We start from the raw sequence: 24,226 nt of genomic DNA on the forward strand, positions 1-24,226 counted from the left end.
GGTCGGCCGTACCGCCCGCGGCGGCCGAACCGCTGTCAGCGGCGACATCGTTCTTGGTGGTGCCACCGCACGCGGTGACGCCCAGGGCGAGGGAAGTGACGGCGGCCAGGGCCGCACAGGCACGACGAAGCGACGACTTGTGCATGACGGTGATTCCTCACGGACGAACGAAGGGAGAAAGGACAGTCGGCACTACGAGGTGGGGGTGGCCGAGCTCACGGGAGTTTTGTTTCCGATAACGACATGAAAGGTTTCAGTCAGGTGGCCGGGAAGCTAGTTCTCACCCGAAGCCGCGTCAAGGTAGTGCGCCGACGAAGGGCGTTCGATCCCCGTCCACAGCGCCCGAGATCAGTCCTCCGAAACCCGCCCTGACCTGCCCAGAAGCGCCTCGCCCCACTCGCGCAGGCAGGCATGGACACGATTGAATAACGGACGCACCAGGGTTTCGACGAGCGGGTCGACTCGCGGCCCGCAACCCCTCGCGCGGACCGCCCGGCCACCCCACCGGCCACCTCGCCATCGACCCCGCAAGGACCACATCGGGCACATCGGGCACATCAGACGGACCTGCCGTTACCGAACGGTCAAATAAGACCATTACGGAAGGCCGAGGCGACCAGCGGACCACTGCGCGCCACCACCGCACGCCGCCCTGCCGCAGCCACCCCGCCAGGCCGGCGACCACGCACACCCCCGACGTGTGACGTGGATCACATGTCAAATATCTGGTGCACCAAGATTTCATGCCGGAACATCGCCGCATCCACTCAAATCTTCGCCACCCTCAACCCCCGGAAAATGAATCGTTTCATTTCAGCGAAGGACGCGGCATGCCCAACGGCAGCTCCCTCAGGCGTTTCCCGCACCACGCACGCGCCGCCTACTCGGTGAGTCCACGTCCGTCAGTGGTGATGGCGCGGGCGAGACGGTCGGCGTGGGCACGGACCGCGGCCACCAGATCCAGCCGCCCACGTCTGAGCACCCACTGCATCTGGAGTCCGTCGCTCACCGCGATGCACTCACGGGCCAGAGCCTCGCAGTCGAGGCCCGCGCGCAGTTCCCCGGACTCCACCCCGTACCGGAAGCGCCCCGCGATCGCCTCGACGACCCCCTCGTACTGCCGGGCGTACACCTCGTGGGCGGCACTCGCGGGATTGGACATCTCCGACGCCATCACGACGAACAGCTCGATCAGGCCCGGCTGGGAAAGGTGCCAGCGGGAGCTCTCCACCATGGCGCGCAGCATGGCGACCACTCCCGCCTCCACGGGGATGCGCTTCCACCATTCCTCCGCCGCCTCGATGCGGTGATGCACCACGGCAAGCAGCAGATGGTGCTTGCTCGGAAAGTAGTGCAGGAGCCCGCTGTCGGTGATCTCCACGTCCTTCGCGATCTGGGCCATCGAGACGTTCTGGTAGCCATCGGCGGCGAACTGCCGGGTCGCGGACTCGACGATCTTCGCGCGACGGGCGACTCCGACCTTGTAAGCGCCTCTCCGGCGAGCGGTAGCCATGACCATAAAATATGCGACTGCCTGGACCGGAGAACGGCCGACGGCGTGCCCGGGGCGGGCCCGGACAGGCGGTCGGACGGCCGGCGTCCGTCCGTGAAGGCCGTCCCAGGTGCACGCCACCTCAGGCGGAAAGGCATCACCGGTCTGCGTGGCCCGTACGGGCGTCTGCGAGGGCACCGGGATGGTGGCGGTCGGGCCGGAGATCCTCGCGCGCATGCTGATCCGCCCGACCAGCCGCCTGGTCGTCGTGGAGCCCCCGTTCGGGCAGGTGAGAGCCTTGCGGCTACCCGAGCCGCCCGGGACGCGCTCGCGCCGCCCCGGGACGCCGCCTGACACCGCGGCCGGAGCCCCCGCGCAGGTGGGCTCCGGCCGCCGTACTACGCCTGCCAGTGGTTGGCGTTGGTCGCGCCGCGCGGGCCGGCCAGGTAGCCGACGAAGAGGCCATCCGGGTCGCGTACAGCGATGATCTTCCGCAGGCGTTCCCACGACGCGTCGGAGACGAAGCGCAGCTGGCGGCGGGCGAGGTCGGAGTCGCCGAGGTACTGGCCGACCGTCACCGGCTGGAGGTCGGCCATCGCGGCCGCGAGCCACTCCTGGTGCCGCGCGTCCTCGTTCTCGTCCTCCCACAGCACATAGCTGGCGAGGTAGATCTCGCTCTGCAACGAGAACGCCATGTCGGGCAGCTCGCGCAGCGGCGCCATGCTGAACCAGATCGTGAACGACTTCGCGTTCGGCAGGGTGGTGTAGACGCGCCGGGTGGCGGCCACGACGTCCTCGGGCGTTCCGGAGATCCAGGCGTTGTCGACCGCCCAGCGGTGGCCCTCGGGGTTCGCGGCGAGCTGGCCCTGCCGCTCGTCGTCGAACGTGGTCGGTTCGTTGTCGACGACGAACAGGGCCCGCTCCAGGGCCGGGTTCGTCCGGAACGGCGCGAGTGCCCGGTCGGCCTCGTGGGCGTCGTCGACCATCGCCACGGCGGTCACCAGCAGCACCGGCTCGTCGCCGAGGCCGGGCTCGGTCTTGGTCAGGGCGACGATCTCGACGGTGTCGACGACGCTGCCGTGGAGGGTGTGCAGCCAGGTCATGACCTCGTCGAAGTCGCTCAGCGCGAAGCCCTGCACGGTGTGCGCGAGGTGGCGCGGGTGCGGCAGGGTCCGCAGGTGGAAGCGGGTGACGACGCCGGGGAAGCCCGGTCCCGCGCCGCGAGCGGCCCAGTACAGGTCGCCGTGGTGCTCGGCGTCGGCCCGGACCAGCTCGCCCTCGGCCGTGACGACGTCGACGGCCGTGACGTACTCGGCGGCCCAGCCCCACCCGCGCGCGTTCCAGCCCTGCCCGCCCTGGAGCAGGAAGCCGCCGATGCCCACGGTCGGGCAGTGGCCGCCGGGGAAGAAGCGGCCGCGCGAGGCGAGGTAGGGCGCCAGCTCCACGCCGCCCTTGACGGACGGCGTCGCCGTCACGACCTGCGTCCCGGGGTCGTACGACATCTCCTTGAAGCCGCCCAGGTCGAGCACCAGGGCGTCCTCGCGCAGCGACCACTGCGCCCAGCTGTGGCCGCCGGAGCGGACGGCCACCTGCCAGCCTCGCTCACGGGCGAGCCGGACGCCGCCCACGATGTCGCCCTCACTGGCGACCCGCAGGACAGCCGCCGGGGTGCGGTCCGGCAGCCGCCGGTTGAAGATCCGGTCGACGGCGGCGTCGTCGAAACCGGCGTCGCCGCGCAGCAGGAGTTCGCCGTCGAAGTGCGGCAGCGGCGCGCTCACGCCTCCTCCATCACGGCGTGCAGGGTCTCGGCCATGACCCGGCCAGGGTCGGCGCCCGGGGTCTCGGGGTGGATCTCCCACTCGGCGAGCTGGAGGCTGTTGTCGAGGACCATCCGCACCCGGGGGAAGCGGCGTTCCATGAACGCGGGCAGCACGTCCTCGATCTTGTCGCCGACGGTGAGCATCTCGGCCAGCACCACGGCGTCCTCGGCGCACATCGCCGCTCCCTGGGCGATCAGCGGCGGGCACGCGTGGGCCGCGTCGCCGATGATGACCGTACGGCCGCGGTACCAGGGGGACTCGACCCGCATCGCCTCGATCCACTGGTAGTTGACGATCGCGTCGTCCGCTATGCCGTCGCGCACCTGGCCCCAGATGCCGCCGTAGCCCTGGCCGCGCTCCTTGAGGACGGCGCCCTTGGGGCCCTCTCCGACGAACGACCGGTCGAGGTTGCCCTCGATGAGGAAGGCGTAGCAGAGCTCGTCGGAGATCGGGGTGTAGCCGGCCTTGAACTTCGGGCCGCCGTAGTACACCTCGGAGCAGTCCATCGCCTCGGGACGGCGCGCGACGGTGCGCCAGATGCCCATCCCGACCGGGGTCGGCTCGTCCGTGATGCCCATCATCGAGCGGACCTTGGAGCGGATGCCGTCGGCACCCACCAGCAGGTCGACCCGCTCCCGGGTGCCGTCGGAGAGCTGGACGATGACCGAGTCGCCGTCGTCCTCGTACGACTCGACGGTGGTGCCCAGTCGCACGTCGACACCGGCGGCCGGCAGGTCGGCCGCGATGATGTTCGCGAGGTCGCCACGCAACGCGCCCATGGTGGGCGGGACTTCGGCACCGCCCATCGGCGGGGTGTCGATCTCGACCATGAGGCTGCCGTCGGCCTGGCGCAGGCGGACCTGGTCGAAGGCGTAGGCGCGCTCGGCGAGGCGGTCGTAGATGCCCACCGACTTGAAGGCCTTGAGGGCATTGCCCTGCAAGGTGATGCCGTGGCCGACGCCCCCGAGGTCGGTGCGCAGGTCGACCAGGACGACCTCGATGCCCCGCTTCCTCAGGGCGAGGGCGAGTACTCCGCCCGCGATGCCGCCACCGACGATCAGGACGCGACGGGTCTGCGAATCGGGCATGTGGGGTCCTTCCTCGGATGCGTTACGCGTCACACACTCGCCCCTCCGGGCCTGCGGGAGAACCCTTCACAAACTGATACCTGGCATCGCCGGGCCATGGCCCCTGTGAACGTGATGTCTGGCATCACCACGAGCGCTTATGAGGGAGGTCGGACCCGGTCCTACTGTGAGGGCACTCGCGACTTCCGCGAGCAACTTCCCCGCCCCCTCGAAGGAGTCACCCATGGCCTACGTCGTGACGGCGATCTGGACCGCGCAGCCGGGACAGGAGGATGTCGTCCGGGACGCCATCGAGAAGCTCACGCCGCCCTCCCGTCAGGAGCCGGGCAACCGCTTCTACCAGGCGTACGAGAGCCCCGAGGAGCCGGGAGTCTTTCGTCTGTTCGAGATCTACGACGACGAGGCGGCGTACGCGGCGCACGGCGCGTCGGAACACTTCGCCGAGTACGGGCACGGCCAGGCGATCCCCGTGCTCGCCAACCGTGAGCGGGCGTTCTACGAGACGATCGGCTGAGACCCGATGAAGCTGGCTGCCTTCCGCCGCCGCACCGAGCCGCCCGGAGTGCGCCACGTCGGGCTGGTGATGGGCGACGGACCGGATCGGTGGATCCATCCGTTCGAGCCGGGCACCGAGATGGTGCCCCTGCTCGCCGCGGACGCCGCGAGGCGCGAGGCGGCGGCCGACACGGCCGCGCAGGCGGACGGCATCCGCCTGCGGGACCTCGTACTGCTGCCGCCGGTCTACCCGGTGGCGATGCGCGACTTCCTCACCTTCGAGGCGCACGTCGACGGCATGGAGCGGGGCCACGGCAACCCCGGCCCGCCCGAGGCCTGGTACGAGGCCCCCGTCTTCCTCTTCATGGCGCCGCACGCCGTGACCGGCCCCTACGACGACATCCCGATGCCGCCCGACACCGCCCGCCTCGACTTCGAGCTGGAGATCGCGGCCGTGATCTGCCGGGACGTCCGCAACGCCACCGTCGAGCAGGCCGGATCGGCCATCGGCGGCTACTGCGTGATGAACGACTGGTCGGCCCGCGACGTCCAGAGCCGGGAGATGACGCTGAAGCTCGGCCCGTCCAAGGGCAAGGACTTCGCGACGACGATCGGCCCCTGGATCGTCACCCCCGACGAACTCGACGGCTGCCGCGACGCGGACGGCTTCCTGGACCTCGGGATGACGGTCCAGGTCAACGGCGTGACCGTCGGATCCGACCGGTCCGGCCACATGGGCTGGTCCTTCGAGCACCTGGTGGCGCACGCGTCACGGGCGTCGTGGGTGAAGGCCGGCGAGGTACTGGCCTCCGGCACCTGCGCCTCGGGCTCGCTGGCCGAGTCCTGGGGCCGCAACGGAACGCTCGACCCGCCGCCCCTGCGGATCGGGGACGTGGTGGAGATGTCGATCGACCGTCTCGGCACCATCCGCAACGAGATCGTCGTACCCGCCGAGGACGCGGCTCCCCCCGTCCCGCCGGCGCGGCGCCGCGTACGTCAGGAGACCTGATCAACGATGGTGTTTCCCACCGAGAACGAGGTCGTCACCCGCAACCCGGCCACGGGTGAGGTGCTCGGTCGTTATCCGACCCACGACGCGGCCGCCGTGGAGGAGGCGCTGGCCCGCACCCACGCCGCCGCCGAGGTGTGGCGTGGCACCGCGCTCGCGCAACGCCTCACGCTGCTGGGCGACATCGGCAAGCTGCTGCTCGAACGCCGCTACACCTACGCGGCGTTGATCACCGCGGAGATGGGCAAGCCGCTCTCCGAGTCCCTCGCCGAGATCGACAAGTGCGCCTGGAACTGCTCGGTGGTCGCCGAGAAGGCCCCCGGATGGCTCGCCGACCACGAGGTCGAGGCCGGCCGGTCGCGTTCATGGCTCTCGTACGAGCCGCTCGGCGTGGTGTTCGCGGTGATGCCGTGGAACTACCCGTTCTGGCAGGTGATCCGGTTCGGCGCGGGTGCCGTCGCCGCCGGGAACGCCGTGCTGCTCAAGCACGGCCCGGACGTCACCGGGTGCGCGCTCGCGATCGAGGAACTGTTCGCCGACGCGGGCGCGCCGGCCGGGCTGCTGCGCTCCCTCGTCGTCGCGGCTCCGGACGTGCCCGAGGTCAGCGAGTTGGTCATCCGCGACCCGCGGATCGCCGCTGTGACGCTGACCGGCAGCGAGCGGGCGGGCACGGCGGTCGCCTCGGTCGCCGGCTCCGCGGTCAAGCCCTCCGTCCTCGAACTCGGCGGCTCCGACCCGTTCGTCGTGCTCGCCGACGCGGACATCGAGGCCGCGGCGAAGGCCGCCGTCACCTCGCGGTTCGGGAACGTCGGCGAGAGCTGCATCGCGGGCAAGCGGTTCATCGTGCACGAGGCGGTCGCCGACACGTTCGTCGCCGCCTTCGTCGAGCGGGTCGGCATGCTGGAGGTCGGCAACCCGGCCCTGCCGTCGACCACGCTCGGCCCGATGGCCCGCGCGGACCTGCGCGAGGGCCTGCTGCGCCAGATTCGAGAGACCGTGGCGCAGGGCGCCACCCTGGTCACCGGCGGGGAGGCGCTGGAGGGTCCCGGCAACTTCGTCGCGCCGACCGTCCTCGACCATGTCACCCCGGGCATGACCGCCTTCGTCGAGGAGACGTTCGGGCCGGCCGCCGCGATCGTCCGTGCCCGCGACGACGAGCACGCCGTCGAGCTGGCCAACGACACCGCGTTCGGGCTCGGTTGTGCCGTATGGGGCGCCACCGGGCACGCGCTCGCGGTGGGGCGGCAGATCCGGTCGGGCGCCCTCTTCGTCAACGCCGTCGTGGCCTCCGACCCGCGTCTGCCCATCGGCGGCACCGGACGCAGCGGCTACGGGCGGGAGTTGTCGGCCGAAGGCATCCGCGCGTTCACCAACGTCCGTACCGTGGTCGTGGCGTGAGCGGACCGGCCGACCCGCGGAGTCGCAGGCCCGGTCAGGAAGGGGTGCTGGTCGACCTGGGCGGGGCGGAGCCCAGGCCGAACTGGGCGGCTTCGAGGGTTCCTGTCCCTGTTCCCGGGCCGGTTGCGGTGGGGCTCGGAGAGGCCGCGGCGGCTTCCGTCTGCCGGGGGCCGGCGCAGCCTGCCACGGTCGGACCGGGGACGGCTGCGCTCAGGCCGGCGGCCATGGTGGTGCGCAGGAGGGCCCGGCGGGAGGGTGAGGGCTGTGCACACACGCGAGGGCCTTCGCAGCGGGCGGCGGCAGGGGCGCCGCACCCGGGGCTCTCGGCTGACGACGCCTGTCCGCACGTAGGGGGTGTGCGTGTCGGGGAACCCGGGACGAGCCCGTCTCCTTCGCGGGCGCACGGCACACTCGAGGTCAGCCCTCGAAGACCTCGCGGAGCTTCGCCTCCTGCTCACCGCTGAGGTTGGAGCGGATGAGCTGGGCGTGACCGCCCGGCAGTTCCGCCTTCACCCGGTCCACCACGGCGTCCTGGGTGAGCAGGAAGAGCGCGGAGGTGCCGGGTGTCACCTCGGCCTTCACGGTGTCGATGAGGTCGTCGTCGATGCCGACGTCGGCGAGGCTGCCGCCCAGCGCGCCCGCCGCGGCCCCGATCGCGGCGCCCAGCAGCGGCACGAAGAAGATCAGGCCGAAGAGCATGCCCCAGAACGTCCCGGACAGGGCGCCGACGCCGGTGAGGTTGCGCAGCTGCCGCGTCTTGGGCTTCTTCGCTCCCTCGGGCCAGCTGACGACGGCGGCGTCGACCACCTTGATCAGTTCCTGCTTCTGCAGGCGGAGCAGGGCGTCCTCCGCCTTGTCGGCGCGATCGAAGGAGTCGAACTTCCAGACGGTGAGAGTCGCCACGTTTTTCCTCCAGTGCACAGGGGGGATGCCCAAGGTCGGTGCGACCAGTAAACGATCCGCCCTGAAACGGCGCATCTCGGGGCACAAGGTACGAGGACTGCCCAGCGAGCACTCCGCTACGCCGCCCCGAGGCCGCCGCCGGGGTCGCCTGCGCGGCAGCCCTGGTCACCCGTTGCGGCGGGCGACGACACGTAGTCGTCGACGGTCACGGAGTTGTAGAAGCGCGCGCTCCGGGTGGTGAGCCGAACGAGGGCACGGCTGGGGCCCGCGGGCAGGGCGGAGATCAGCCGGGCGCCCTGGGCCAGTCCCCACACGCCGAGGCGGGACGTGGGGATCAGGGTCTTCGCCGCGCTCAGCGCGACCGCGCGGCTGCCGTGCACGTGCTGCGCCATCACCCGCTCGTAGGCGGGGAAGGCGCGCTCGTGGTCGCCGGCCGCCCGGGCCAGCTCTCCGGCGAGGACGTACGCGCCGACCACGGCCAGGCTGGTGCTGCCGCCGACGGCCGGGCCGGGGCAATAGCCCGCGTCGCCGACGAGCGTCACCCTCCCTCTCGACCAGGTGTCCATGCGGAGCTGGGTGACCGAGTCGAAGTAGAACGCCGGGGTGCGGTCGAGCTCGGCCAGCCAGCCGTCCACGTCGGCGTGCAGGCCGGTGAACGCACCGCGCAGCAGCTCCTTCTGCCGGGACAAGTCGCGGTGGTGGTAGTCGAGTTCGCGTTCGCTGCGGAACAGGAACAGCGCCCGCGCTTCGCCGAGGTGCCGCGCGCCGTACATGCCTGCCGTGCGGCCGACACCGACGTGGATGACGAGTTCGCCGTCGAGGTCGAGGACGTTCGGCAGGGTCAGCACCCCGAAGTAGGCTCCGATGAAAGAGGTGTTGGCGCGGGACTCCTCACCGAAGACGAGGCGGCGCACGTTGGAGTGCAGCCCGTCCGCGCCGACGACGAGGTCGAAGCGGCGCGGTGGGGCGTTCTCGAACCGTACTTCGCCGTCGGGCGAGATCGCGGTGATCGAGTCGCCGAAGACGTACTCGACGTCGTCGCGGGTGGCGTCGTAGTAGATCTCGCTCAGGTAGTCGCGCATGATCTCGACATGCCGGTCGGAGGTGGCGCCGAAGATCTTGGAGAGGTCCGCCCGGACGGGGCGCCGTGAACCCTCCGGGTGGACGGTCATCCGGGTCGTGCCGGTGGCCCGCTCCTCGACACGCGGGAGCACGCCCATCCTCTCCGAGATGTCCACCGCGGGCCGGAACAGGTCGACGGCGTGGCCGCCGGTCCTGCGCAGGGTCGGCGCCCGCTCGACGACGGTGACCGAGTAGCCGTGCCGGGTGAGCCAGTACGCCAGCACCGGGCCGGCGACGCTGGCGCCGGAAACGAGAATCCGCATGACGCTCCCCCTCATTCAGGTCCGCCGTCGGGATCGGCCGTGGGCCCACTGTCTCCGCCGGTGCCCGCCGACGGATTGGACGAATGTTCCCCCAGGGCCGGAGCGCGAACCGGTCCCGCGCCCCGGCCCCAGGGCGCTCTAGGCCCTGTCGTCAAATTCCCGTCGTCGCCCGGAGGGCGGCCCGCGGCGTCTGGTGCGTGCTCTCGGCGTGCCGGGCGGAAGTCCTCGTACTGGACGTACTCGGGCTTTCGCCCGGTGCGGCGAGAGTGCGTGCCAGGCGTCGCGGGACAGACGGGAATTTGACGACAGGGCCTAGGGACGCTGGCCGATGCGGTCGACCACGGCGATCTGCTGGAGGCTCCTCGTCTCGTCGTACACGTTGGTCTTTCGCCACTCCCCGTCCACGACCTTTGTGGTGAAGCCGCCTCGGACGCGCGTGCCGAGGTAGGCGTAGGTGTCGCGGTCGAAGAGGAAGGCGAATTGGGAGCCCGGCTGGGACACGGCGATTCCGTGTCGGCCGAGGACGTCGACCTCGTCCTTGTCGATGCGCACCCCCCGGATCTCGGCGAGCGCCTCGAAGGCGGCGGACTGAAGACCCGGCGGCATCACGCGCGGTCCCTCCATGAGAAGACACACGTCGCTGAACGTCGTCATGTCCCGCAGCGGCGAGTCGGGCATGTCGCGACGGAACAGGGCGAGGAGTTCGTCGGGGTCGGTGGGCCACTTCTTGAGCTCGGAGTAGACGGTGGGCGGCGACGCCACCTCATGGGGGCCGAGCGGCGGATCATGGTGGACCTTCCCGTACTCCTGTCGGCTGGAGGGCTTGGATCCGTCGACGGACATCCAGCTCTCGTCCGTCCAGGTACGTCTTCTGCCTCCCTTGCGATACGTCCGTTCGATGTACGTCCTGGTGTAGAAGTACTGGTCGTCGCGCGGGATGGGCAGCCGGCCACGGTCGGCCCGCGTGGTGTCGGCGGCCTTGCGCAGGAGCTGGGCCGCGCTGAGCGTGGTGAGGTTCGGCGTGCTCGCGTCGTCGCCGTCGCGTGTGAGCGCGACCGTGACGCCTGCCGCGGCGGCGGCGACACCGATGAAGGCTCCCCGCAGCACAAGGCGTCGGGACAGCCCGCTTCGTGCGCTGTGTCGCGTCTCGTGGTCGATCGCTTCGAGAAGCCGGGCCCGGGCGGCGGCGCGCGCCCGGGGAGCCAGCGGGACGCTGTCGGCTTCCCATTCAGGCAGCCCGGTGAGTTCATCCATGATCGTGCTCCTTGTGGGGCGCAGCCGCGGGAAGGGCGTCCTGAGTACCTATGGATCTGCGTAGTTGGGCCCGTGCCCGGTGCAGGCGTGAGCGCACGGTGCCGACGGGAATGCCCAGGGACCGCGCCGTCTCCGCGTAGTCGAGGCCACCCCAGGCGGCGAGGAGGAGGACGTCACGATGGCGGGCCGGCAGTCCGGCGAGCGCACCCGCCAGGACGCGCGCGGCACGTTCGGCGCTGTCCCTCTCGGCGACCCGGTCCTCCATGGGCTCGCCCTCCGCGTTACCTCCGTCGGCCGCGAAGGACGCGGCACGTGACAGCGCGCGCAGGCGACGGGCCTCGACCCGCCGATGACGTCCTACGAGATTGGTCGCGATGCCGTACAGCCACGGGCGTGCCTGAGTCTGAGTCAGGTCGTAACGACGGCGCCGCTGGAACGCGATCACGAATGTCTCGGCCATCAGATCGTCGGCCGCGTCGACGCCCAGCCGTCTGGCCACGTAGCGGTGGATGTCGTCGGCGTACCGGTCGAACAGCACGGCGAACACGTCCGGTGTCTCCCAGGACCTCTCCACGACCGAGGCGTCGGAGTCGCACGCACGGTCGTCCCCGGCGTCGGGCCAGGCACCGACGCCCGGCGAGAGCGTCATTCGTTGCCTCTTCGGTTCATGTGCTTCCCCTGAAGTCGTTCGCGTGGACACCTGTGGTTCGCCGATGCCGTCGTACGAGTTCCCTCTTCACGACGTGACCTGCATCACCTCGGGCGTGCTTTCGCCTCTCAGCCGGGATGAAGGAGCGGTGGTAAGGGAGTTGAGGATGGCGACAGGGCGATCGCCGTTCGTCGCGTCGCCGTCGGACTGCCGTCGAAAGGCGATCTCATGCCCCCGCTGCGCCTCGGCATCTCCCTTCAGCCGCGCTGGCCGCTCGACGACGGAGCCCGGGTGCTCCGCGCCGCACGCCACGCCGAAGACCTGGGCTTCGACCACGTCGCGGTCGGCAACCGCCTCCTGGACAGTGGCTTCGGCCTCGACACGGACCCGCTGGTGCTGCTGTCGGCCGTCGCGGGAGCGACCACCCGCCTGCGCCTGCTGACGTCCGTGCTCGTCGCGCCGTACTACCCGGCGCTGGTGCTCGCCAACCAGGCGGCCACCCTGGACGTCGTCTCCAGCGGCCGCCTGATCCTGGGTGTCGGCACCGGCTGGAACCCCGCCGAATTCGACGCCGTCGGCGTACCCGCCCGGGAACGCGGTGCCCGCACCGACGACCACCTCGCCGCCGCCAAGGCCCTGTGGACCCGGCGCCCCGCCGACTTCGACGGACCGTTCACGACGTTACGGGCCGCGCACCTGGGAGTACCTCCGGTCACCGTTGGCGGGCCGCCCGTATGGATCGGGGGCCACAGCGACGCCGCCCTGCGCCGAGTACTGCGGTTCGGCCACGGCTGGTACGGCACCGGCGCCGACGCCGCGGAGGTCGTCGACGTCCGGCGCCGACTGGGTGACCTCGCCGACGCACAGGACACCGGCCGGCTGACCCTCGCCTCGGCCGCGTTCCTCACTCCGCCGAGCCTGCCCGCGGCCATTGCGGCACCGGGACGGCCGCTCGGCGGCACCGCGCCCACCGCGGCGAGCGTCGCCGACGATCTCGGCCGGCTCGCCGAGGCAGGACTCACCGCTTGCACCCTGTGGCTGCCTGTCGCGGCCGAACATGTCGAGAGGGCCATGGAATGGGTCGCGGCCGAGGTCGCACCCCAGCTCGGCTGACGTCTCGGCCGGGAGGAGCGAGCCGGATGCGTCACCGCGGCCCGGGTCTGCGACCCCCTGATCCAAAAGAACCGGTCGGAAGCGGAATCCACGGCCGTGCCGCGAGGTTGTGACAACCATGGCTACTCTCGGACTCATCGGCAGTGGACACATCGGCGGCACACTGGCCCGGCTGGCGGTCGACGCCGGCCTGGACGTCGTGCTCAGCAATTCACGCGGCCCCGAGACACTCGGCGACCTGGTCGCCGAGCTCGGCCCGCGGGCCCGCGCGGCGACCCCGGCGGAAGCCGGCGCGGCGGGCGACTGGGTGGTGGTGACCGTGCCGCTCAAGGCATTCGACCAGGTCCCGGCGGCTCCGCTGTCCGGGAAGACCGTCATCGACACCGGCAACTACTACCCGGAGCGGGACGGCGAGATCACCGCACTGAAGGACGGCGCCATCACGGAGAGTCAACTCCTCCAGGGCCATCTGCCGGACGCGCATGTGGTGAAGGGATTCAACAACATCTTCTTCCGCCACCTGGGCGCGCTGGCCCGCCCGAAGGGGGCGCCGGACCGCACCGCGCTGCCCCTCGCGGGCGACGACCCGGCTGCGGTGGCGCACGCGGCGGAACTGCTCGACCTGCTCGGCTTCGACACGCTGGCCTTCGGCAGCCTCGCCGACAGCTGGCGCTCGCAGCCCGGTACCCCCGTGTACGGGCTGCCGTACGCGGGCGACGCAGCCGACTTCATGAACGCCGAGGCCACCCCGGCCGGAGCCGACATCGTCCGTGCCCGCATCGAGGCCGCCGCCCGCTGACACCCGGCGAGCGCGCCTGCCGGTACACGTATGCCGCCCCGCCGATTGTCCGGCGGGGCGGCATACGGAGCGGGGGAGCTGGTCCGAGGGTTCGGCAATCGCCGCTCGGCCCGTTACTCGTACCGGTATTTCAGCGAATCCGCCTCCGCCTGCTCGATGTCGGCGATCGTCAGCTCCGGCATCCGCAGCTGAGCCAGCGTCACCTCGGCCGAGGTCGGCTGGGCGTCCGCCGGCAGCCACTGCTCCGGCTTCCAGGCGCCGCTGCGCAGCAGCGACTTGGGGCAGTGCGGGTAGACCTCCTCGATCCCCACCACCAGCGCACTGGCCGGCGGCTTGCCCACCGCGGTCAGCTGCGACAGCAGTTCCGGGCGAGTGGAGACGCAGGCCCGGCCGTTCACCCTGAGCGTCGTGGTGCGTCCGGGGATGACGAACAGCAGTCCGGCCCGCCCGGTGGCGACGACGTTCTGGAGGGTGTCCAGACGCTTGTTGCCGGTCGCGTCCGGGATCGCCAGCGTCCATGCGTCGAGGACGGCGACGAATCCGGCCGGTCCGCCGCGCGGGGAGACGTCACAGTTGCCCTCGGCGTCCGTGCTGGCGACCAGGACCAGCGACGAGCATCCGATCAACCGGCGGGTCTGTTCGGTGAGTTCCGTCATCTGCTTGCGCACAGCCGCGTCGCCGGGAAGTTCGTAGACCTGGCGCAGCGCGTCCTGATCGGACACGGCGTCGAGACTGAGCAAGTCGAAGGCACTGCCGACAAGAGGTGACGTCATACCCCGACCCTAACGGGCCGATCCGCGATTCATCTCGGCCGGTGGGCACAGAGACATGGAGACACCTTTAGACGACCGTGGATCGCAACGTAGTGGTTCCGGTCGAGGTTCAGAGCCATGATCTCATCATGAACGACAGCGAAGCGCCCATATACGAGGCGCTGTACGGATTCGACCGCAAGACGACCTCGGTCCTGACGGTCTCGGCCCTGTTCAGTGTGCTGCTGTTGGTGCCCTCCCTCAACATTCCGCTGGGCCTGCGGATCGTGGGCCTGCTGCTGTTCGGTGGTGGCGGACTGCTCATGGCCGCGGGAGCACTGACCCGGAAGACGGCGTTCAGAGTCGACGCGACAGGCATACTCCTCGGCGGATCCCCCGTCCGCTACCGCGGCACCACGGCGCATGTGCCGTGGCAGGACATCACGGCTGTGGTGCTGTGGCAGCAACCGGTGCCGCACAGTGTGCTCCTGTGGGTCGGCGTCGCCCGACGCGAGGGGGCCCCGCCGCTGCCCGGGTCCGGGCAGGGACGCATCGCCCGCTCCATCGGCGAGGCGCTCACCCCCGTATCGGCCGAACTGCTCGTGGCGTCCCGGGCCGTGAACGGCTGGCGGCTGGACCTAAGCCGGCTCACCACCGCCGTCGAGTACTTCGCTCCTGGGGTGCAGGTGGTCGAGTACACCACCTAGCCGACGCCTCACGCCCCGGGCGACGCCGCTCACGGCATGGCTCGGCGTCACACAGGCGCAACCAGGTGAGGCCCACGCCGGGCGATCCGCGCGGGGGCCTCGTCCAGTCCCGCAGACCTATGCCGGGATCAGCGCACCCGGACGTACTGATCGCCCAGGACTGTTCCACGGCGTCGGGCACCCATCTGATGTCGGGTCACCGTGCCTGTCTCATACGTCGGCGCCGACGCGGGGGCATACCGGGGCCGTCAGCGAGGGGTCGACCAGTACCGGCTCCTCTGCCCGGGCCCGTGCCAGGACGTCAGGTCGGAGAGAGGCGGTGGCCAGGCCGGGTTCGGCGGTGCCGGCGTCGGCGAGCAGTGTGCCGTCCGGGTTCCATATCGCACTGCCGCCGCAGCCGTGGTACGGGCCGCTGGGCCCGCTGTGATTGGCCAGCAGGACATAGGTGGTGTTGTCCAGGGCCCGTGCCGGGAAGACCGTTGCGCGCTGGCGCTCACCGCTTCCCCGGCCGAACATCGCGCCGACCAGGTACGCGTGACAGCCGTCGAGGGCGGCGGCCCGGGCGTGCTCGGGGAAACCGGAGTCCCAGCAGATGCCGAGTCCGAGTCGCCAGCCGTCCACAGCGATGGTGCAACCACGCGTACCCGCCCCGAAGCCGGCAGCACGCTCGCTCGGGGTGACGTGCTGCTTGTCGTACTGAGCGGCGAAGCGGCCGTCACGGCCCAGGACCATGGCGGAGATGCGCAGTTCGCCGGTGTCGGGGTCGCAGGTGGGCGCCCCGGCCACCACGGCGGTGCGGGTCTCGGCGCAGGCGGTGGCCAAGGGATCCAGCCGGGCGTCCGCAGGGCTCAGCGTGTAGGTCGTGGGGTCGGCCACGATGCCCGGCAGTTCGTAGCCGGTGAGGAAGAGCTCCGGCAGGACCAGCAGGTCGGCGCCCTGGTCGGCGGCGCGGCGGACCAGGTCGGCGGCGGCGGCGACGTCGGCGGCGACATCCAACCCGGCACAGGCGGCCTGACCGGCCGCCACGGTGAGCGGTGCGGCGGGCAGGGCGTGAAGATCATCCATGGCGGACCAAACTACCCGAGCAGGCTCGGCCGGGACCTCGGGCCGGTGTTGCCCCTGGCCTCCCCTGGTCACTAGAGTCGGCCGGGTGACTGCCGGGTCGGCCATGGGCCATGCACGAGTGAGGTTCCCGGCCCCGGCGTGAGCACGAGGCGGGCAAGGGCCCCGCCACCCCTCTCCGCGTCTTTGCTCCCGGCGCCCGCGTACGGCGCCCCCTTCGCGCGAGTCCCACGACCGGAGACACCCCACCGATGTCCTATGACCAGCCGTACCCGCATGCATGCGAACTGCCGACCACTGGCGTCCAGCTGAACCACACCGCCGTCTACGCAAGCGACCGGCACCTGTCCGCCGAGTTCCTCGCCGCGATTCTGGGCCTGGAGGTCGGCGCCCCGTTCGGTCCGTTCCTGCCCGTCGACCTCGGCAACGGCGTGACGCTCGACTACTACGAGAAGCGGGACGAGCCGATCCAGTCCCAGCACTACGCCTTTCTCGTACCGGACGAGCGGTTCGACGCCGTGATCGCCCGACTGGAGGTGGTCGGGGTGACCTACTACGCCGACCCGGGCCACACCGAACCCGGCAAGATCAACCGCCTGTTCGGCGGCCGCGGCGCTTACTTCGCCGACCCGGACGGCCACAACCTGGAGGTTATGACCCGACCTTACGTCCGTCCGTAGGGCGCGCCCGGGCGGCGGTCGAGAGACGGCCCGGGCGGCTGAACGTCGAAAAGTGCGATGGACGGTGGTGGCGGGGCAAGGACTGCGCGAAGGCGCCCGAGTATGGCCCGCCACCGTCTCCAGTCCTCCGGGTCGACCCAGTTCGAGGCCGGTCCGTCCTCGTCGTCGACGATACGTGCGAGGGCTTCGTCAGCGAGGGACCGAAGGTCGGCAGGAAACACGGGCATGGGCGTTGCCGGGCCGTAGGCCGGATCGACGGGTTCGCCTCCGGGGCACTGCGCCGCGATGAGCGCGGCGGCGGCCACCGCCTCCTCCGCTCCCGTGAGCCAGCCAGTGGCGTCGATCGTCCGGACGAGCACGCCTCGGATCAGGATCTCGCGTGACTCGGGCTCGGCGTCGTCCAGAGCGGCGGCGAAGTCCGCGGCTGTGTCGTTGTCGAAGGGACCGATATCCCAAGTACCCATGCCGATCTCCTCGCGTCAGGTCGTCCGGATCTTCGCACCAGGCACTGACACGGCCACGAGCGAGCAGAACTCGACGACGCGGAGCAGGAGTTGAGTGTCTGCGGAGTCGAGCATCCGGCGTTCGAGCATCGTGATCCGGCCGGTTGATCGCAGTGGCCTTCGACAGTCAGCCCAGTGCCTTGCGGACGGCAGCTTCGACCTGTGCGGCGATGGCGGCGTGGCCGGCGGCGTTGGGGTGTACGAACGTGGCCTTCTTGCCGTCGGAGCAGTCCAGCGAGAGCGGGCCGAAGGCCAGGTGGTCGGGCCAGTACGAGGCGGCCTGTCCGCAGATGCCCTCCACCCACTTCGTCTCCTGCGGCCGGCACACGTCGTGGCCTTTGCTGGAGGTGGCGGTGTCGACGTACTCGTCGCCGCTCCGTTCGGTGACGGCCCGGATGACGGCGTCGAGGTGGGTGGTCACTTCGTGCAGCCAGGCGACGTCCCCCCGGGTGACCGAGAGCAGTCCCACGCCCTTGAGGTGGACGGCCAGCTCCGTCGGGTCGTTGCGGTCACAGCCGCTGGGGTCCTCGGGAACGATCGTCGGGTACCCGACCGTGATGGACACCGTCGCCGCGGTGACAGGAGGCCTCGCGGGGGCGTACTACGGGCTGGACGCGATCCCCGCCCGCTGGACCCGCCCGCTCCACGTCCCCCTGCCGGGCTTCGACGGACGGGTCCTGCGCCTGGCGGATCTGCTCGACCTCGCGCAGCGCCTCGGGGGCTGAACCGGGTCACTGCGGATCGAACCCCGTGCCCCGGGAAACCTCCTCCCACGCGGCGAGTTCGGCCCGTACCGAATCCAGGTGCCCCACGAGGAAGTCCACCGCGTCGCCGCCCAGGGCGAGCCGCAGCGGGGTGTTCTCGGCGTCCAGGGCCAGCCGGATCGCCGCGGCGGCCTTCGCCGGGTCCCCGGGCTGCGCGCCGTCGCCCTCCTGCACCAGCTTCCGGGTCGCGCCGACCTTCTCGGCGTACGCCGGGTGCTCCTCGGAGAAGTACGCCGCGCCCTTGCCGAACAGGTTGGTGCGGAAGGCACCGGGCTCCACGATCAGCACCTTGACGCCGAACGGCGTCACCTCGTCGGCCAGGCCCTCGGACAGCTGCTCCAGTGCCGCCTTGGTCGCGCTGTACGCGGAGAATCCGGCGAAGGACAACTGCCCGCCGAAACTGCTGATGTTCACGATCGATCCGCTGCCTCGCTCCCGCATCTGCGGCAGCAGCGCCCGGGTCAGCCGGGCCGGGCCGAACACGTGCACCTCGAACAGGTCGCGCAGCTCCTGGTCCGTGGTCTCCTCGAATGCCCCGACCTGCGTACGCCCTGCGTTGTTCACCAGCACGTCGACCCGGCCGTAGCGAGCCAGGATGTCGGCGGCCACCGCGTCGATCCGCGCGCCGTCCGTGACGTCGAGGCCGATCGCCTCCACCCGGTCGGGGTACGCGGCGACCAGGTCCGCCAGGCCCTCGGGCCGTCGGGCCGTACCGATCAGCGTGTCCCCGGCTGCGACCGCGGCTTCGGCGATGGCCCGCCCGAAGCCGCTGCTCGCGCCGGTGACCAGCCAGACCTTGCCGTTCTCGGTCATCTCTCGTCTCCCCCGTCATCTGCCGTCCGGGACCTTCCCGCCGACAGCCCCCATCCTTCGCCGGGATACGGGACCATGTCCAAGATCTGTTGTGATAGCCATGCGTTATGGACGTCCACGGGCGCGATCTGCGCTACTTCGCCACGGTCGCCGAGGAGTTGAACTTCACGCGGGCCGCCGAGCGGCTGTTCGTCTCCCAGCCCGCGCTCAGCAAGCAGATCCGGATGTTGGAGAAGCAGCTCGGCACGTCTCTGTTCCACCGGGACCGCAGGTCGGTGCGGCTGACGGCAACGGGGGAAGCCCTGCTGCCGCACGCCCGCGAGTTACTGGCCTCCTGGCAGGCCGCCCAGGCGGCGGTGGAGGACGCGAAGGCCGCCGAACGGCACACCCTGGTCATCGGCATGTCCACCAGCCCCGGCCGCGGGCTGCTGCCCGCCCTCCGCGCCCGGCTGGTCTCCCTGTACCCGGACGCACGGCCCGTGCTGCGGCAGGTCAACTGGGCCGACCCCAGTGCCGGACTGGCGGACGGCTCCAGCGATGTGGCGTTCGTCTGGCTGCCGCTACCGGACGACGAACGCTATCGGTACGCGATCGTGGCCGAGGAACCACGCGTTGTGGCGCTGCCGTACGGACACCCCCTGGCGGCACGGGCCGCGGCCGACCACGAGGGTGCGGTGGACTTCGCCGATCTCCTCGACGAGCCGTTCCTGGCTCTTCCCCCGGAGGCCGGTCCGCTGCGGGACTACTGGCTGGCCCTGGACTCCCGTGGTGATCGCACGCCCCGGATCGGCGGGGTGGTGGCCAGCGCCGAGGAGACCCACGAGGCGATCGCCAACGGCCAGGGGGTGGCGCTGCTGGCGGCCGGCAACGCTTCGCTGGTCGTCCGGGACGAGGTGATCGCCGTACCGGTCCGCGGCGTTTCCCCCTCTCGTCTGGCGGTGGCCGCGCGCACGGACGACGAGCGGCCCACCGTGCTGGCCTACCTGGCCGCGGCGGAAAGGGTGGCAACCGGCCCCTCTTGACCACCCGCTCGGGCCCGTCACCGGTCCCGCCGCCGTCCGCGCGGTGGCGTACACCGGAACGCGACCAGTCATCCCTGGGCAGCGCGCAGGTGGTCGGCGGCCTCCTGCGGGAGGGAGTCTGCGGGCCATTCGGCGAGGGTGCTCAGCGCGGTGCGGCGTGCTTCGGGCGTGCTGGTGGTGAGGGCGGACCGCAGCAGGGGCCAGCCGTGTTCAGGATGGCGTCGCAGGAAGTGCGCGAACAGCAGCAGGGCGTGGTCGCGTTCGGGACGGGGGGGGTGGCGAGGCGTCGTTCGGCCAGGTCGAGGATGCGCGCGACGTGCCGGCGGTGGCTGTGGCGCAGCGCGTGACCCCAGGACGGGTCGAGCAGGGACGGTCCGGTTTCCAGATGTGCCAGGAGTCGGGCTGTCGGGTTCAGGTGCAGGATCTCGGCAGGCCGCAGAGCGAGGTGGAAGTCGGGTCGTCCGGGGCCGTCGAGGTGGTCCAGGACCAGCGCCTGCCAACGGGGTTCGTGGAGCAGTCCCTCGTAGCGTGCTGTCAGGCCCTCGATTTCGGCGGATGTCCAGGGCAGTTCTTGGGGCGGGTGACGGATGAACATGGTGATGCTGATCAGATCGAGAAGCATGCCGATGGCGGGCGTCCCGGCCTGGGCCAAGTCGGCATAGCGGTGCAGCACGGTGACGGCGTGCGCGTAGTCGGCCAGGCCGGGAGCGGGCCCTCCCTGGCCGACGGCCATGGCGGCCAGAATGCCGCCGCAGCCGTTCAGGAGCGCAGTGTCGACGTGGAGACGGCTCAGTGCGCCGTGCAGGTCGCCCGTGGTCGCGGCCAGGTGGGCGAGGTACTCGTCCATGATGGCGTTGCGGAAGCCCTCGCGCAGCAGCCATGCCTTGATACCGGGATCGGTGATGTCGCGCAGCGTCCGGACCGACTGGATGCGGCCCCAGCCCGAGACCCGCTGAGCCAGGGCGTGGACGGCCCGGTCTCCGTCGGGCTGGGAGCGGTGCAGTGCGACGGCTGCGTACAGGGTGAGCTCGTCCAAGGTGCCGAGCAGAAGCAGCAGTTCCCGGTCGCGGACGTCCCCGCCCAGGCCCAGGAGCACCAGGCCGATCTTGACCGGGGCCCGGTGGGTACCGTGCTCCGCCAACTGCCGCCCCAGTCTGCGCAGGCCGTCGCGCGGCAGACCGCGGCGACGGACCTCGGCACTGAGCTCGTCGGCGACCTCGATCGGCGATGAGGTGGCGAGGAGGTCGTGAAGGCCTCGCAGTTCGTCGCCGCTCACGCCGGGCGCCGGTGCCGACAGCAGGTGTTGGAGGCGGTCGGCGAGTTCGACACCGGTGGGAGGATCCACACCGTCCCCGTCCGGGGTACGTCGTAGCAGCGCGTCCTCACCGCCGCCGACGATGACGAGGCGAGTGCTGTCCGAGGGTGAGTCGGGGAGCGGATCACCGAACCCGGGCCAGGGACCGGGACCGTAACGACCACGAAGTGTCCGTGCGTGGTCGAAGAGGGTGGGACTCTCGTCGGCGCTACCACCGCCGCGCACCCACCACGAGCCGGTCAACGACCTGAGGGCCGACGGCCCTTTCGTGTAGTCATGACGTGGATAGTGCCCAACACGGCCGCTCTTGGCAACCGAACCGCTCGGACGGCGGGGGCAGCCTTCGAGCCCGAACCGGCATGCACCATCATGTGGGTGTGATCACCATTCACCTGAAGTACGAGATCGACGCCGAAAAGCTCGACGACTTCGAGGAGTACGGCCGCCGCTGGGTCGGGCTCGTCAACCGGTTCGGCGGAACACACCACGGCTACTTCCTGCCGAGCGAGGGCGACAGCGACATCGCCTACGCCCTGTTCTCCTTTCCGAGTTTCGCCGCGTACGAGCAGTATCGCAAGGACAGCGCGACCGACCCGGAATGCCAGGACGCCATCGAGCTGGCTCGCAGCACCCGTTGCATCAAGCGGTACGAACGCCGCTTCCTGCGACCGCTGGACGTCAACTCCTAGCGTTCCGCGTGGGGCGGTCGAGGGTGACGCGCTTCAGAGGAACGGCGTCCCGGCGTCGAGCCCCGACAGCACCCTGCCATACAGCTCCAGGTTGGCGACCGGGTTGACGAACGAGTGCAGGCTCAGGGCGTTCAGGTCCCGCACGATCCGCTGGACCGGCACCTCCCGGTTGAGGGACGAGGCGCCCGAAGCGGACCCGATCAGGTCGGCGGCCTCCTTGCACAACCGCACCAGATACCCGCACTGCGCCCTGATCCGGGCCCGCTCCCGCGTCGTGTACGGCGCCGGGTCGGCCACCCTGGAGTCGATCAGTCCCACGAAGTCCGCGGTGAGCAGTTCCGCGGCGGCTACCTTCATCTCGGCCTCGGCGAACTGGAGATGCGTCACCGGGGCTTCGTGCTGGCGCTCGTAGAAGGTGTACGTGATGCCCCGCCGATGGATGCGCTCGCCGAACTCCGTCAGAGCCGCCCGCGCCAGGCCGAGGGCGTTCGCGGCCGTCCAGGCGCAGAACAGCAGCAGCACCGGCATCCGGTAGTAGGGGGCGGCACTGTTGCGCCGGGACGCGAACTCGCCCGCCAGCAACGGCCCCACCGGCAGTACGCGGTGGTCGGGTACGTGGACGTCCTGGGCGACGACGGTGTTGCTGCCGCTCCCGGCCAGACCGGAGACGTTCCAGTCGTCCAGCACCTTCAGTTCGGTCATGGGGATCGCCAGCCACAGCATCTCCGGCGGGCCCTGTCCGGTGTCGGCCAGCGCGGTCAGCAGATGCCAGTCGGCGTCCTGGCAGCCGGTCGCGAACGGGGAGTTGCCGCTGACCACGTAACCGCCGTCCACGGCAACGGCCTTGGAGCTCGGGATGAGTGTGCCACCGACCCGTACGTCGGGGACGGTGAAGATCTCTTCCTGTGCCTCGTCGGCGAACAGGGCCGCGATGAAGGCGCACCCGGCCTGGATCAACGCCATGAACCCGGCCGAACCGCACGCGGCCGAGACCTCGCTCAGCGCGTCGACCTGGGTGCGGAGCGAGGACTGGTAACCGCCGTAGTGACGGGGAACGTTCATGCGGAATATCCCCGCATCGGTGAGCGCCTCGACGACCTCGTCCGTCACCCGGCGTCGCTGCTCCGCGCGCAGGGCGTGCGCGCGGATGAGTGGCTGGAGATCGCGTACGCGTGCGACGAGGTCGGTGTCCGAACGAGGCGCTGACGAACCGGCCACGGGGCGACCTCCGGTCTCGGGTCACAGCAGACCCCTCACCGTCGCGCCGATCCCGGCGACTGTCAACGCCGCGTCGGATCCTCCCGCACCTCCGCTCCCCTTGCCCCACCAGCCGCGCCTTCCCTCCCCGCCTCACCTTCCTCGCCTCACCTGCCTCGCCTCACCGCTTGCGCCACTCCTCGGCCAGCAACTCGTAGGAACGCACCCGGTCCGCGTGGTCGTGAGTGATCGTGGTGATCAGCAGCTCGTCCGCGCCGGTGGCCGCCTGGAGCCGGGCCAACTGGTCGGCGACCCGGCTCGGGGAGCCGACGAACTGGGTGTCGAGACGGTCCTGCACCAGTGCCCGGTCCGCGTCGGACCAGGCGTGCGCGCGGGCCTCGTCCGGCGTGGGGAACCGGATGGCGCCCTCGGCCGTACGGATGCTGCGCACCCATAGGCCGTATCCCGTGGCGAGTTCACGGGCGGTCTCGTCGTCCTCGGCGACCACGACGTCCGCGGACACACTGACGTACGGCTTGTCCAGGACGTCGGACGGCTCGAACGCGGCGCGATAGCCCTCCGCCGCTTCGAGCACCGTGGCCGGACTGACGTGGTAGTTCGCCGCGAACCGCAGGCCGTTGCGGCCCGCGACCGCGGCGCTCTCGCCTCCGCTGCTGCCCAGGATCCAGATCTCGACGTCGGCGCCCTCTCCGGGCACGACATGGGCCTCGATGCCTTCGGCGGAGCGGTACGTGCCCGCCAGCAGCGCCAGGACGTCGTCGATCTGCTCGCTGTAGTCCTGCGACTCGGCGTTCGGCAGGTGGAGCAGCTTGCGCTGGAGCGCGACCCGCGGCGAGCCGAGCAGGTGCTCGAACGAGAACCGGGGCGGGATGCGCAGGCCGTTGGGGGCGTATCCGTCGACCACCTCGGTAGCGGTCGGCGGCGGGCTGGCGGCCCCGCCGCGCGGGCGTCCGCCGGAGCGGCCGAGGCCCAGGTCGAGGCGCCCGGGGTGCAGGGCGTCGATCAGGCCGAACTCCTCGACCGTGGACAGGGCGGTGCGATGGCCCAGTTGGGCGGCGCCGGACCCGAGCCGGATGGTCGAGGTCGCGGAGGCGGTCAGCGCCAGGACGACCGCGGGCGAGGTGCCGGCCACGCCCGGGTTGAGGTGGTGCTCGGCGACCCAGTACCGGGCGTAGCCGAGGCGTTCGGCCTGCCGGGCCAGGTCGATGGAGTTGTGCAGCGCTTCGGTGGCGCTGGAGCCGGTCGAGATCGGGATCAGGTCCAGGACGCCAAGGGGGATGTCGGACATGTGCGGAG

Annotated in this window: 24 protein-coding genes and 2 pseudogenes; 10 read left to right on the forward strand and 16 right to left on the reverse strand. The window is 70.9% G+C overall.

Features of this window, described 5'->3' with window-relative positions; all coding sequences use genetic code 11:
* The 4 genes and pseudogenes from FNH09_RS15330 to FNH09_RS15345 form a co-directional block, all read right to left on the reverse strand.
* Window positions 1-145, reverse strand: a pseudogene (locus FNH09_RS15330) (rhamnose ABC transporter substrate-binding protein); the annotation flags it as partial.
* Between the two features lie 735 nt (window positions 146-880).
* Window positions 881-1,513 (reverse strand): TetR/AcrR family transcriptional regulator, encoded by a 633-nt coding sequence (locus tag FNH09_RS15335; protein ID WP_152888143.1) that lies wholly within the window; start codon window positions 1,511-1,513, stop codon window positions 881-883.
* Window positions 1,514-1,890: 377 nt separating this feature from the next.
* Window positions 1,891-3,270: an FAD-binding protein gene (locus FNH09_RS15340; RefSeq protein ID WP_162468617.1), complete on the reverse strand. Its 1,380-nt coding sequence runs from the start codon at window positions 3,268-3,270 to the stop codon at window positions 1,891-1,893.
* A complete protein-coding gene (locus tag FNH09_RS15345; RefSeq protein ID WP_152888145.1) occupies window positions 3,267-4,400 on the reverse strand; it encodes an FAD-dependent monooxygenase in 1,134 nt (377 codons plus the stop codon). The genes FNH09_RS15340 and FNH09_RS15345 overlap by 4 nt, the downstream gene beginning before the upstream one ends.
* A gap of 223 nt (window positions 4,401-4,623) precedes the next feature.
* Between FNH09_RS15345 and FNH09_RS15350 the strand changes: the two genes are divergently transcribed.
* Genes FNH09_RS15350 through FNH09_RS15360 form a run of 3 tightly spaced genes read left to right on the forward strand, consistent with a single transcriptional unit; the run spans window position 4,624 to window position 7,302 of the window.
* The gene (locus FNH09_RS15350) at window positions 4,624-4,914 is read left to right on the forward strand and encodes a putative quinol monooxygenase (RefSeq protein WP_152888147.1); all 291 of its coding nucleotides are present in this window, start codon (window positions 4,624-4,626) and stop codon (window positions 4,912-4,914) included.
* A gap of 6 nt (window positions 4,915-4,920) precedes the next feature.
* On the forward strand, window positions 4,921-5,904 hold the full coding sequence (locus FNH09_RS15355) for a fumarylacetoacetate hydrolase family protein (protein WP_152888149.1): 984 nt from the start codon (window positions 4,921-4,923) through the stop codon (window positions 5,902-5,904).
* 6 nt (window positions 5,905-5,910) lie between these two features.
* Window positions 5,911-7,302, forward strand: a complete 1,392-nt coding sequence (locus FNH09_RS15360) for an aldehyde dehydrogenase family protein (RefSeq protein WP_152888151.1) — start codon at window positions 5,911-5,913, stop codon at window positions 7,300-7,302.
* A 417-nt stretch (window positions 7,303-7,719) separates the two neighbouring features.
* Here the strand turns inward: FNH09_RS15360 and FNH09_RS49495 are convergent, their stop codons facing one another.
* The 4 genes from FNH09_RS49495 to FNH09_RS15385 form a co-directional block, all read right to left on the reverse strand.
* The gene (locus tag FNH09_RS49495) at window positions 7,720-8,205 is read right to left on the reverse strand and encodes a DUF1269 domain-containing protein (protein ID WP_162468618.1); all 486 of its coding nucleotides are present in this window, start codon (window positions 8,203-8,205) and stop codon (window positions 7,720-7,722) included.
* 116 nt (window positions 8,206-8,321) lie between these two features.
* Window positions 8,322-9,590 carry an FAD-dependent monooxygenase gene (locus FNH09_RS15370; RefSeq protein WP_152888156.1) on the reverse strand — a complete coding sequence of 423 codons (1,269 nt, stop codon included), beginning with the start codon at window positions 9,588-9,590 and terminating at the stop codon, window positions 8,322-8,324.
* A 312-nt stretch (window positions 9,591-9,902) separates the two neighbouring features.
* Entirely contained in the window at window positions 9,903-10,844 is a 942-nt protein-coding gene (locus FNH09_RS15380; RefSeq protein ID WP_152888158.1) for a CU044_5270 family protein, read from the reverse strand.
* On the reverse strand, window positions 10,837-11,493 hold the full coding sequence (locus FNH09_RS15385; RefSeq protein WP_152888160.1) for an RNA polymerase sigma factor: 657 nt from the start codon (window positions 11,491-11,493) through the stop codon (window positions 10,837-10,839). The genes FNH09_RS15380 and FNH09_RS15385 overlap by 8 nt, the downstream gene beginning before the upstream one ends.
* 228 nt (window positions 11,494-11,721) lie before the next feature.
* On the opposite strand from FNH09_RS15385, the gene FNH09_RS15390 reads away from it, so the two are divergent.
* Both FNH09_RS15390 and FNH09_RS15395 read left to right on the forward strand, forming a co-directional pair.
* Window positions 11,722-12,606, forward strand: a complete 885-nt coding sequence (locus tag FNH09_RS15390; RefSeq protein ID WP_152888162.1) for a TIGR03619 family F420-dependent LLM class oxidoreductase — start codon at window positions 11,722-11,724, stop codon at window positions 12,604-12,606.
* A gap of 118 nt (window positions 12,607-12,724) precedes the next feature.
* The gene (locus tag FNH09_RS15395; RefSeq protein WP_152888164.1) at window positions 12,725-13,405 is read left to right on the forward strand and encodes an NADPH-dependent F420 reductase; all 681 of its coding nucleotides are present in this window, start codon (window positions 12,725-12,727) and stop codon (window positions 13,403-13,405) included.
* Between the two features lie 113 nt (window positions 13,406-13,518).
* On the opposite strand, the gene FNH09_RS15400 is transcribed toward FNH09_RS15395, so the two are convergent.
* Window positions 13,519-14,178 (reverse strand): MSMEG_1061 family FMN-dependent PPOX-type flavoprotein, encoded by a 660-nt coding sequence (locus FNH09_RS15400; RefSeq protein ID WP_152888166.1) that lies wholly within the window; start codon window positions 14,176-14,178, stop codon window positions 13,519-13,521.
* Between the two features lie 128 nt (window positions 14,179-14,306).
* On the opposite strand from FNH09_RS15400, the gene FNH09_RS15405 reads away from it, so the two are divergent.
* Window positions 14,307-14,864 (forward strand): hypothetical protein, encoded by a 558-nt coding sequence (locus FNH09_RS15405; RefSeq protein ID WP_152888169.1) that lies wholly within the window; start codon window positions 14,307-14,309, stop codon window positions 14,862-14,864.
* Window positions 14,865-15,074: 210 nt separating this feature from the next.
* On the opposite strand, the gene FNH09_RS15410 is transcribed toward FNH09_RS15405, so the two are convergent.
* Window positions 15,075-15,929 carry a carbon-nitrogen hydrolase family protein gene (locus tag FNH09_RS15410; RefSeq protein WP_152888171.1) on the reverse strand — a complete coding sequence of 285 codons (855 nt, stop codon included), beginning with the start codon at window positions 15,927-15,929 and terminating at the stop codon, window positions 15,075-15,077.
* Between the two features lie 248 nt (window positions 15,930-16,177).
* On the opposite strand from FNH09_RS15410, the gene FNH09_RS15415 reads away from it, so the two are divergent.
* A complete protein-coding gene (locus FNH09_RS15415) occupies window positions 16,178-16,606 on the forward strand; it encodes a VOC family protein (RefSeq protein ID WP_152888173.1) in 429 nt (142 codons plus the stop codon).
* Here FNH09_RS15415 and FNH09_RS15420 read toward each other — a convergent pair.
* Window positions 16,591-17,070 carry a DUF4259 domain-containing protein gene (locus tag FNH09_RS15420; RefSeq protein ID WP_152888174.1) on the reverse strand — a complete coding sequence of 160 codons (480 nt, stop codon included), beginning with the start codon at window positions 17,068-17,070 and terminating at the stop codon, window positions 16,591-16,593. The two genes, FNH09_RS15415 and FNH09_RS15420, sit on opposite strands and share 16 nt — an antisense overlap.
* 166 nt (window positions 17,071-17,236) lie before the next feature.
* Entirely contained in the window at window positions 17,237-17,674 is a 438-nt protein-coding gene (locus FNH09_RS15425; RefSeq protein WP_152888176.1) for an SGNH/GDSL hydrolase family protein, read from the reverse strand.
* Between FNH09_RS15425 and FNH09_RS15430 the strand changes: the two are divergent.
* A pseudogene (locus FNH09_RS15430) lies at window positions 17,670-17,834 on the forward strand (ADP-ribosylglycohydrolase family protein); the annotation flags it as partial. The gene FNH09_RS15425 and the pseudogene FNH09_RS15430 sit on opposite strands and share 5 nt — an antisense overlap.
* Before the next feature lie 6 nt (window positions 17,835-17,840).
* Here FNH09_RS15430 and FNH09_RS15435 read toward each other — a convergent pair.
* Window positions 17,841-18,686 (reverse strand): oxidoreductase, encoded by an 846-nt coding sequence (locus tag FNH09_RS15435; RefSeq protein WP_152888179.1) that lies wholly within the window; start codon window positions 18,684-18,686, stop codon window positions 17,841-17,843.
* A gap of 107 nt (window positions 18,687-18,793) precedes the next feature.
* Between FNH09_RS15435 and FNH09_RS15440 the strand changes: the two genes are divergently transcribed.
* On the forward strand, window positions 18,794-19,708 hold the full coding sequence (locus FNH09_RS15440) for a LysR family transcriptional regulator (protein ID WP_152888181.1): 915 nt from the start codon (window positions 18,794-18,796) through the stop codon (window positions 19,706-19,708).
* Window positions 19,709-19,850: 142 nt separating this feature from the next.
* Here FNH09_RS15440 and FNH09_RS15445 read toward each other — a convergent pair whose 3' ends face one another.
* The gene (locus tag FNH09_RS15445) at window positions 19,851-21,053 is read right to left on the reverse strand and encodes a hypothetical protein (RefSeq protein ID WP_152888183.1); all 1,203 of its coding nucleotides are present in this window, start codon (window positions 21,051-21,053) and stop codon (window positions 19,851-19,853) included.
* Window positions 21,054-21,400: 347 nt separating this feature from the next.
* On the opposite strand from FNH09_RS15445, the gene FNH09_RS15450 reads away from it, so the two are divergent.
* On the forward strand, window positions 21,401-21,712 hold the full coding sequence (locus tag FNH09_RS15450) for an NIPSNAP family protein (protein WP_162468619.1): 312 nt from the start codon (window positions 21,401-21,403) through the stop codon (window positions 21,710-21,712).
* Between the two features lie 33 nt (window positions 21,713-21,745).
* On the opposite strand, the gene FNH09_RS15455 is transcribed toward FNH09_RS15450, so the two are convergent.
* Together FNH09_RS15455 and FNH09_RS15460 are read right to left on the reverse strand one after the other, a co-directional pair.
* Window positions 21,746-22,930: an acyl-CoA dehydrogenase family protein gene (locus FNH09_RS15455; protein ID WP_162468620.1), complete on the reverse strand. Its 1,185-nt coding sequence runs from the start codon at window positions 22,928-22,930 to the stop codon at window positions 21,746-21,748.
* Between the two features lie 160 nt (window positions 22,931-23,090).
* A complete protein-coding gene (locus FNH09_RS15460; RefSeq protein ID WP_152888187.1) occupies window positions 23,091-24,218 on the reverse strand; it encodes an LLM class flavin-dependent oxidoreductase in 1,128 nt (375 codons plus the stop codon).
* Between the last annotated feature and the right edge of the window lie 8 nt (window positions 24,219-24,226).

The sequence above is a fragment of the Streptomyces adustus genome (assembly GCF_009377175.1).
Classification (GTDB): Bacteria; Actinomycetota; Actinomycetes; order Streptomycetales; family Streptomycetaceae; genus Streptomyces; species Streptomyces adustus.

Bases quoted from the DNA above. Each gene is read 5' to 3' on its own strand.
- FNH09_RS15345 (WP_152888145.1), bottom strand. From the start codon at position 4,400: ATGCCCGATTCGCAGACCCGTCGCGTCCTGATCGTCGGTGGCGGCATC.
- FNH09_RS15370 (WP_152888156.1), bottom strand. From the start codon at position 9,590: ATGCGGATTCTCGTTTCCGGCGCCAGCGTCGCCGGCCCGGTGCTGGCG.
- FNH09_RS15395 (WP_152888164.1), top strand. From the start codon at position 12,725: ATGGCTACTCTCGGACTCATCGGCAGTGGACACATCGGCGGCACACTG.
- FNH09_RS15410 (WP_152888171.1), bottom strand. From the start codon at position 15,929: ATGGATGATCTTCACGCCCTGCCCGCCGCACCGCTCACCGTGGCGGCC.
- FNH09_RS15400 (WP_152888166.1), bottom strand. From the start codon at position 14,178: ATGACGTCACCTCTTGTCGGCAGTGCCTTCGACTTGCTCAGTCTCGAC.
- FNH09_RS15335 (WP_152888143.1), bottom strand. From the start codon at position 1,513: ATGGCTACCGCTCGCCGGAGAGGCGCTTACAAGGTCGGAGTCGCCCGT.
- FNH09_RS15440 (WP_152888181.1), top strand. From the start codon at position 18,794: ATGGACGTCCACGGGCGCGATCTGCGCTACTTCGCCACGGTCGCCGAG.
- FNH09_RS15390 (WP_152888162.1), top strand. From the start codon at position 11,722: ATGCCCCCGCTGCGCCTCGGCATCTCCCTTCAGCCGCGCTGGCCGCTC.
- FNH09_RS15405 (WP_152888169.1), top strand. From the start codon at position 14,307: ATGAACGACAGCGAAGCGCCCATATACGAGGCGCTGTACGGATTCGAC.
- FNH09_RS15385 (WP_152888160.1), bottom strand. From the start codon at position 11,493: ATGACGCTCTCGCCGGGCGTCGGTGCCTGGCCCGACGCCGGGGACGAC.
- FNH09_RS15350 (WP_152888147.1), top strand. From the start codon at position 4,624: ATGGCCTACGTCGTGACGGCGATCTGGACCGCGCAGCCGGGACAGGAG.
- FNH09_RS15435 (WP_152888179.1), bottom strand. From the start codon at position 18,686: ATGACCGAGAACGGCAAGGTCTGGCTGGTCACCGGCGCGAGCAGCGGC.
- FNH09_RS15355 (WP_152888149.1), top strand. From the start codon at position 4,921: ATGAAGCTGGCTGCCTTCCGCCGCCGCACCGAGCCGCCCGGAGTGCGC.
- FNH09_RS15360 (WP_152888151.1), top strand. From the start codon at position 5,911: ATGGTGTTTCCCACCGAGAACGAGGTCGTCACCCGCAACCCGGCCACG.
- FNH09_RS15415 (WP_152888173.1), top strand. From the start codon at position 16,178: ATGTCCTATGACCAGCCGTACCCGCATGCATGCGAACTGCCGACCACT.
- FNH09_RS15460 (WP_152888187.1), bottom strand. From the start codon at position 24,218: ATGTCCGACATCCCCCTTGGCGTCCTGGACCTGATCCCGATCTCGACC.
- FNH09_RS15420 (WP_152888174.1), bottom strand. From the start codon at position 17,070: ATGGGTACTTGGGATATCGGTCCCTTCGACAACGACACAGCCGCGGAC.
- FNH09_RS15380 (WP_152888158.1), bottom strand. From the start codon at position 10,844: ATGGATGAACTCACCGGGCTGCCTGAATGGGAAGCCGACAGCGTCCCG.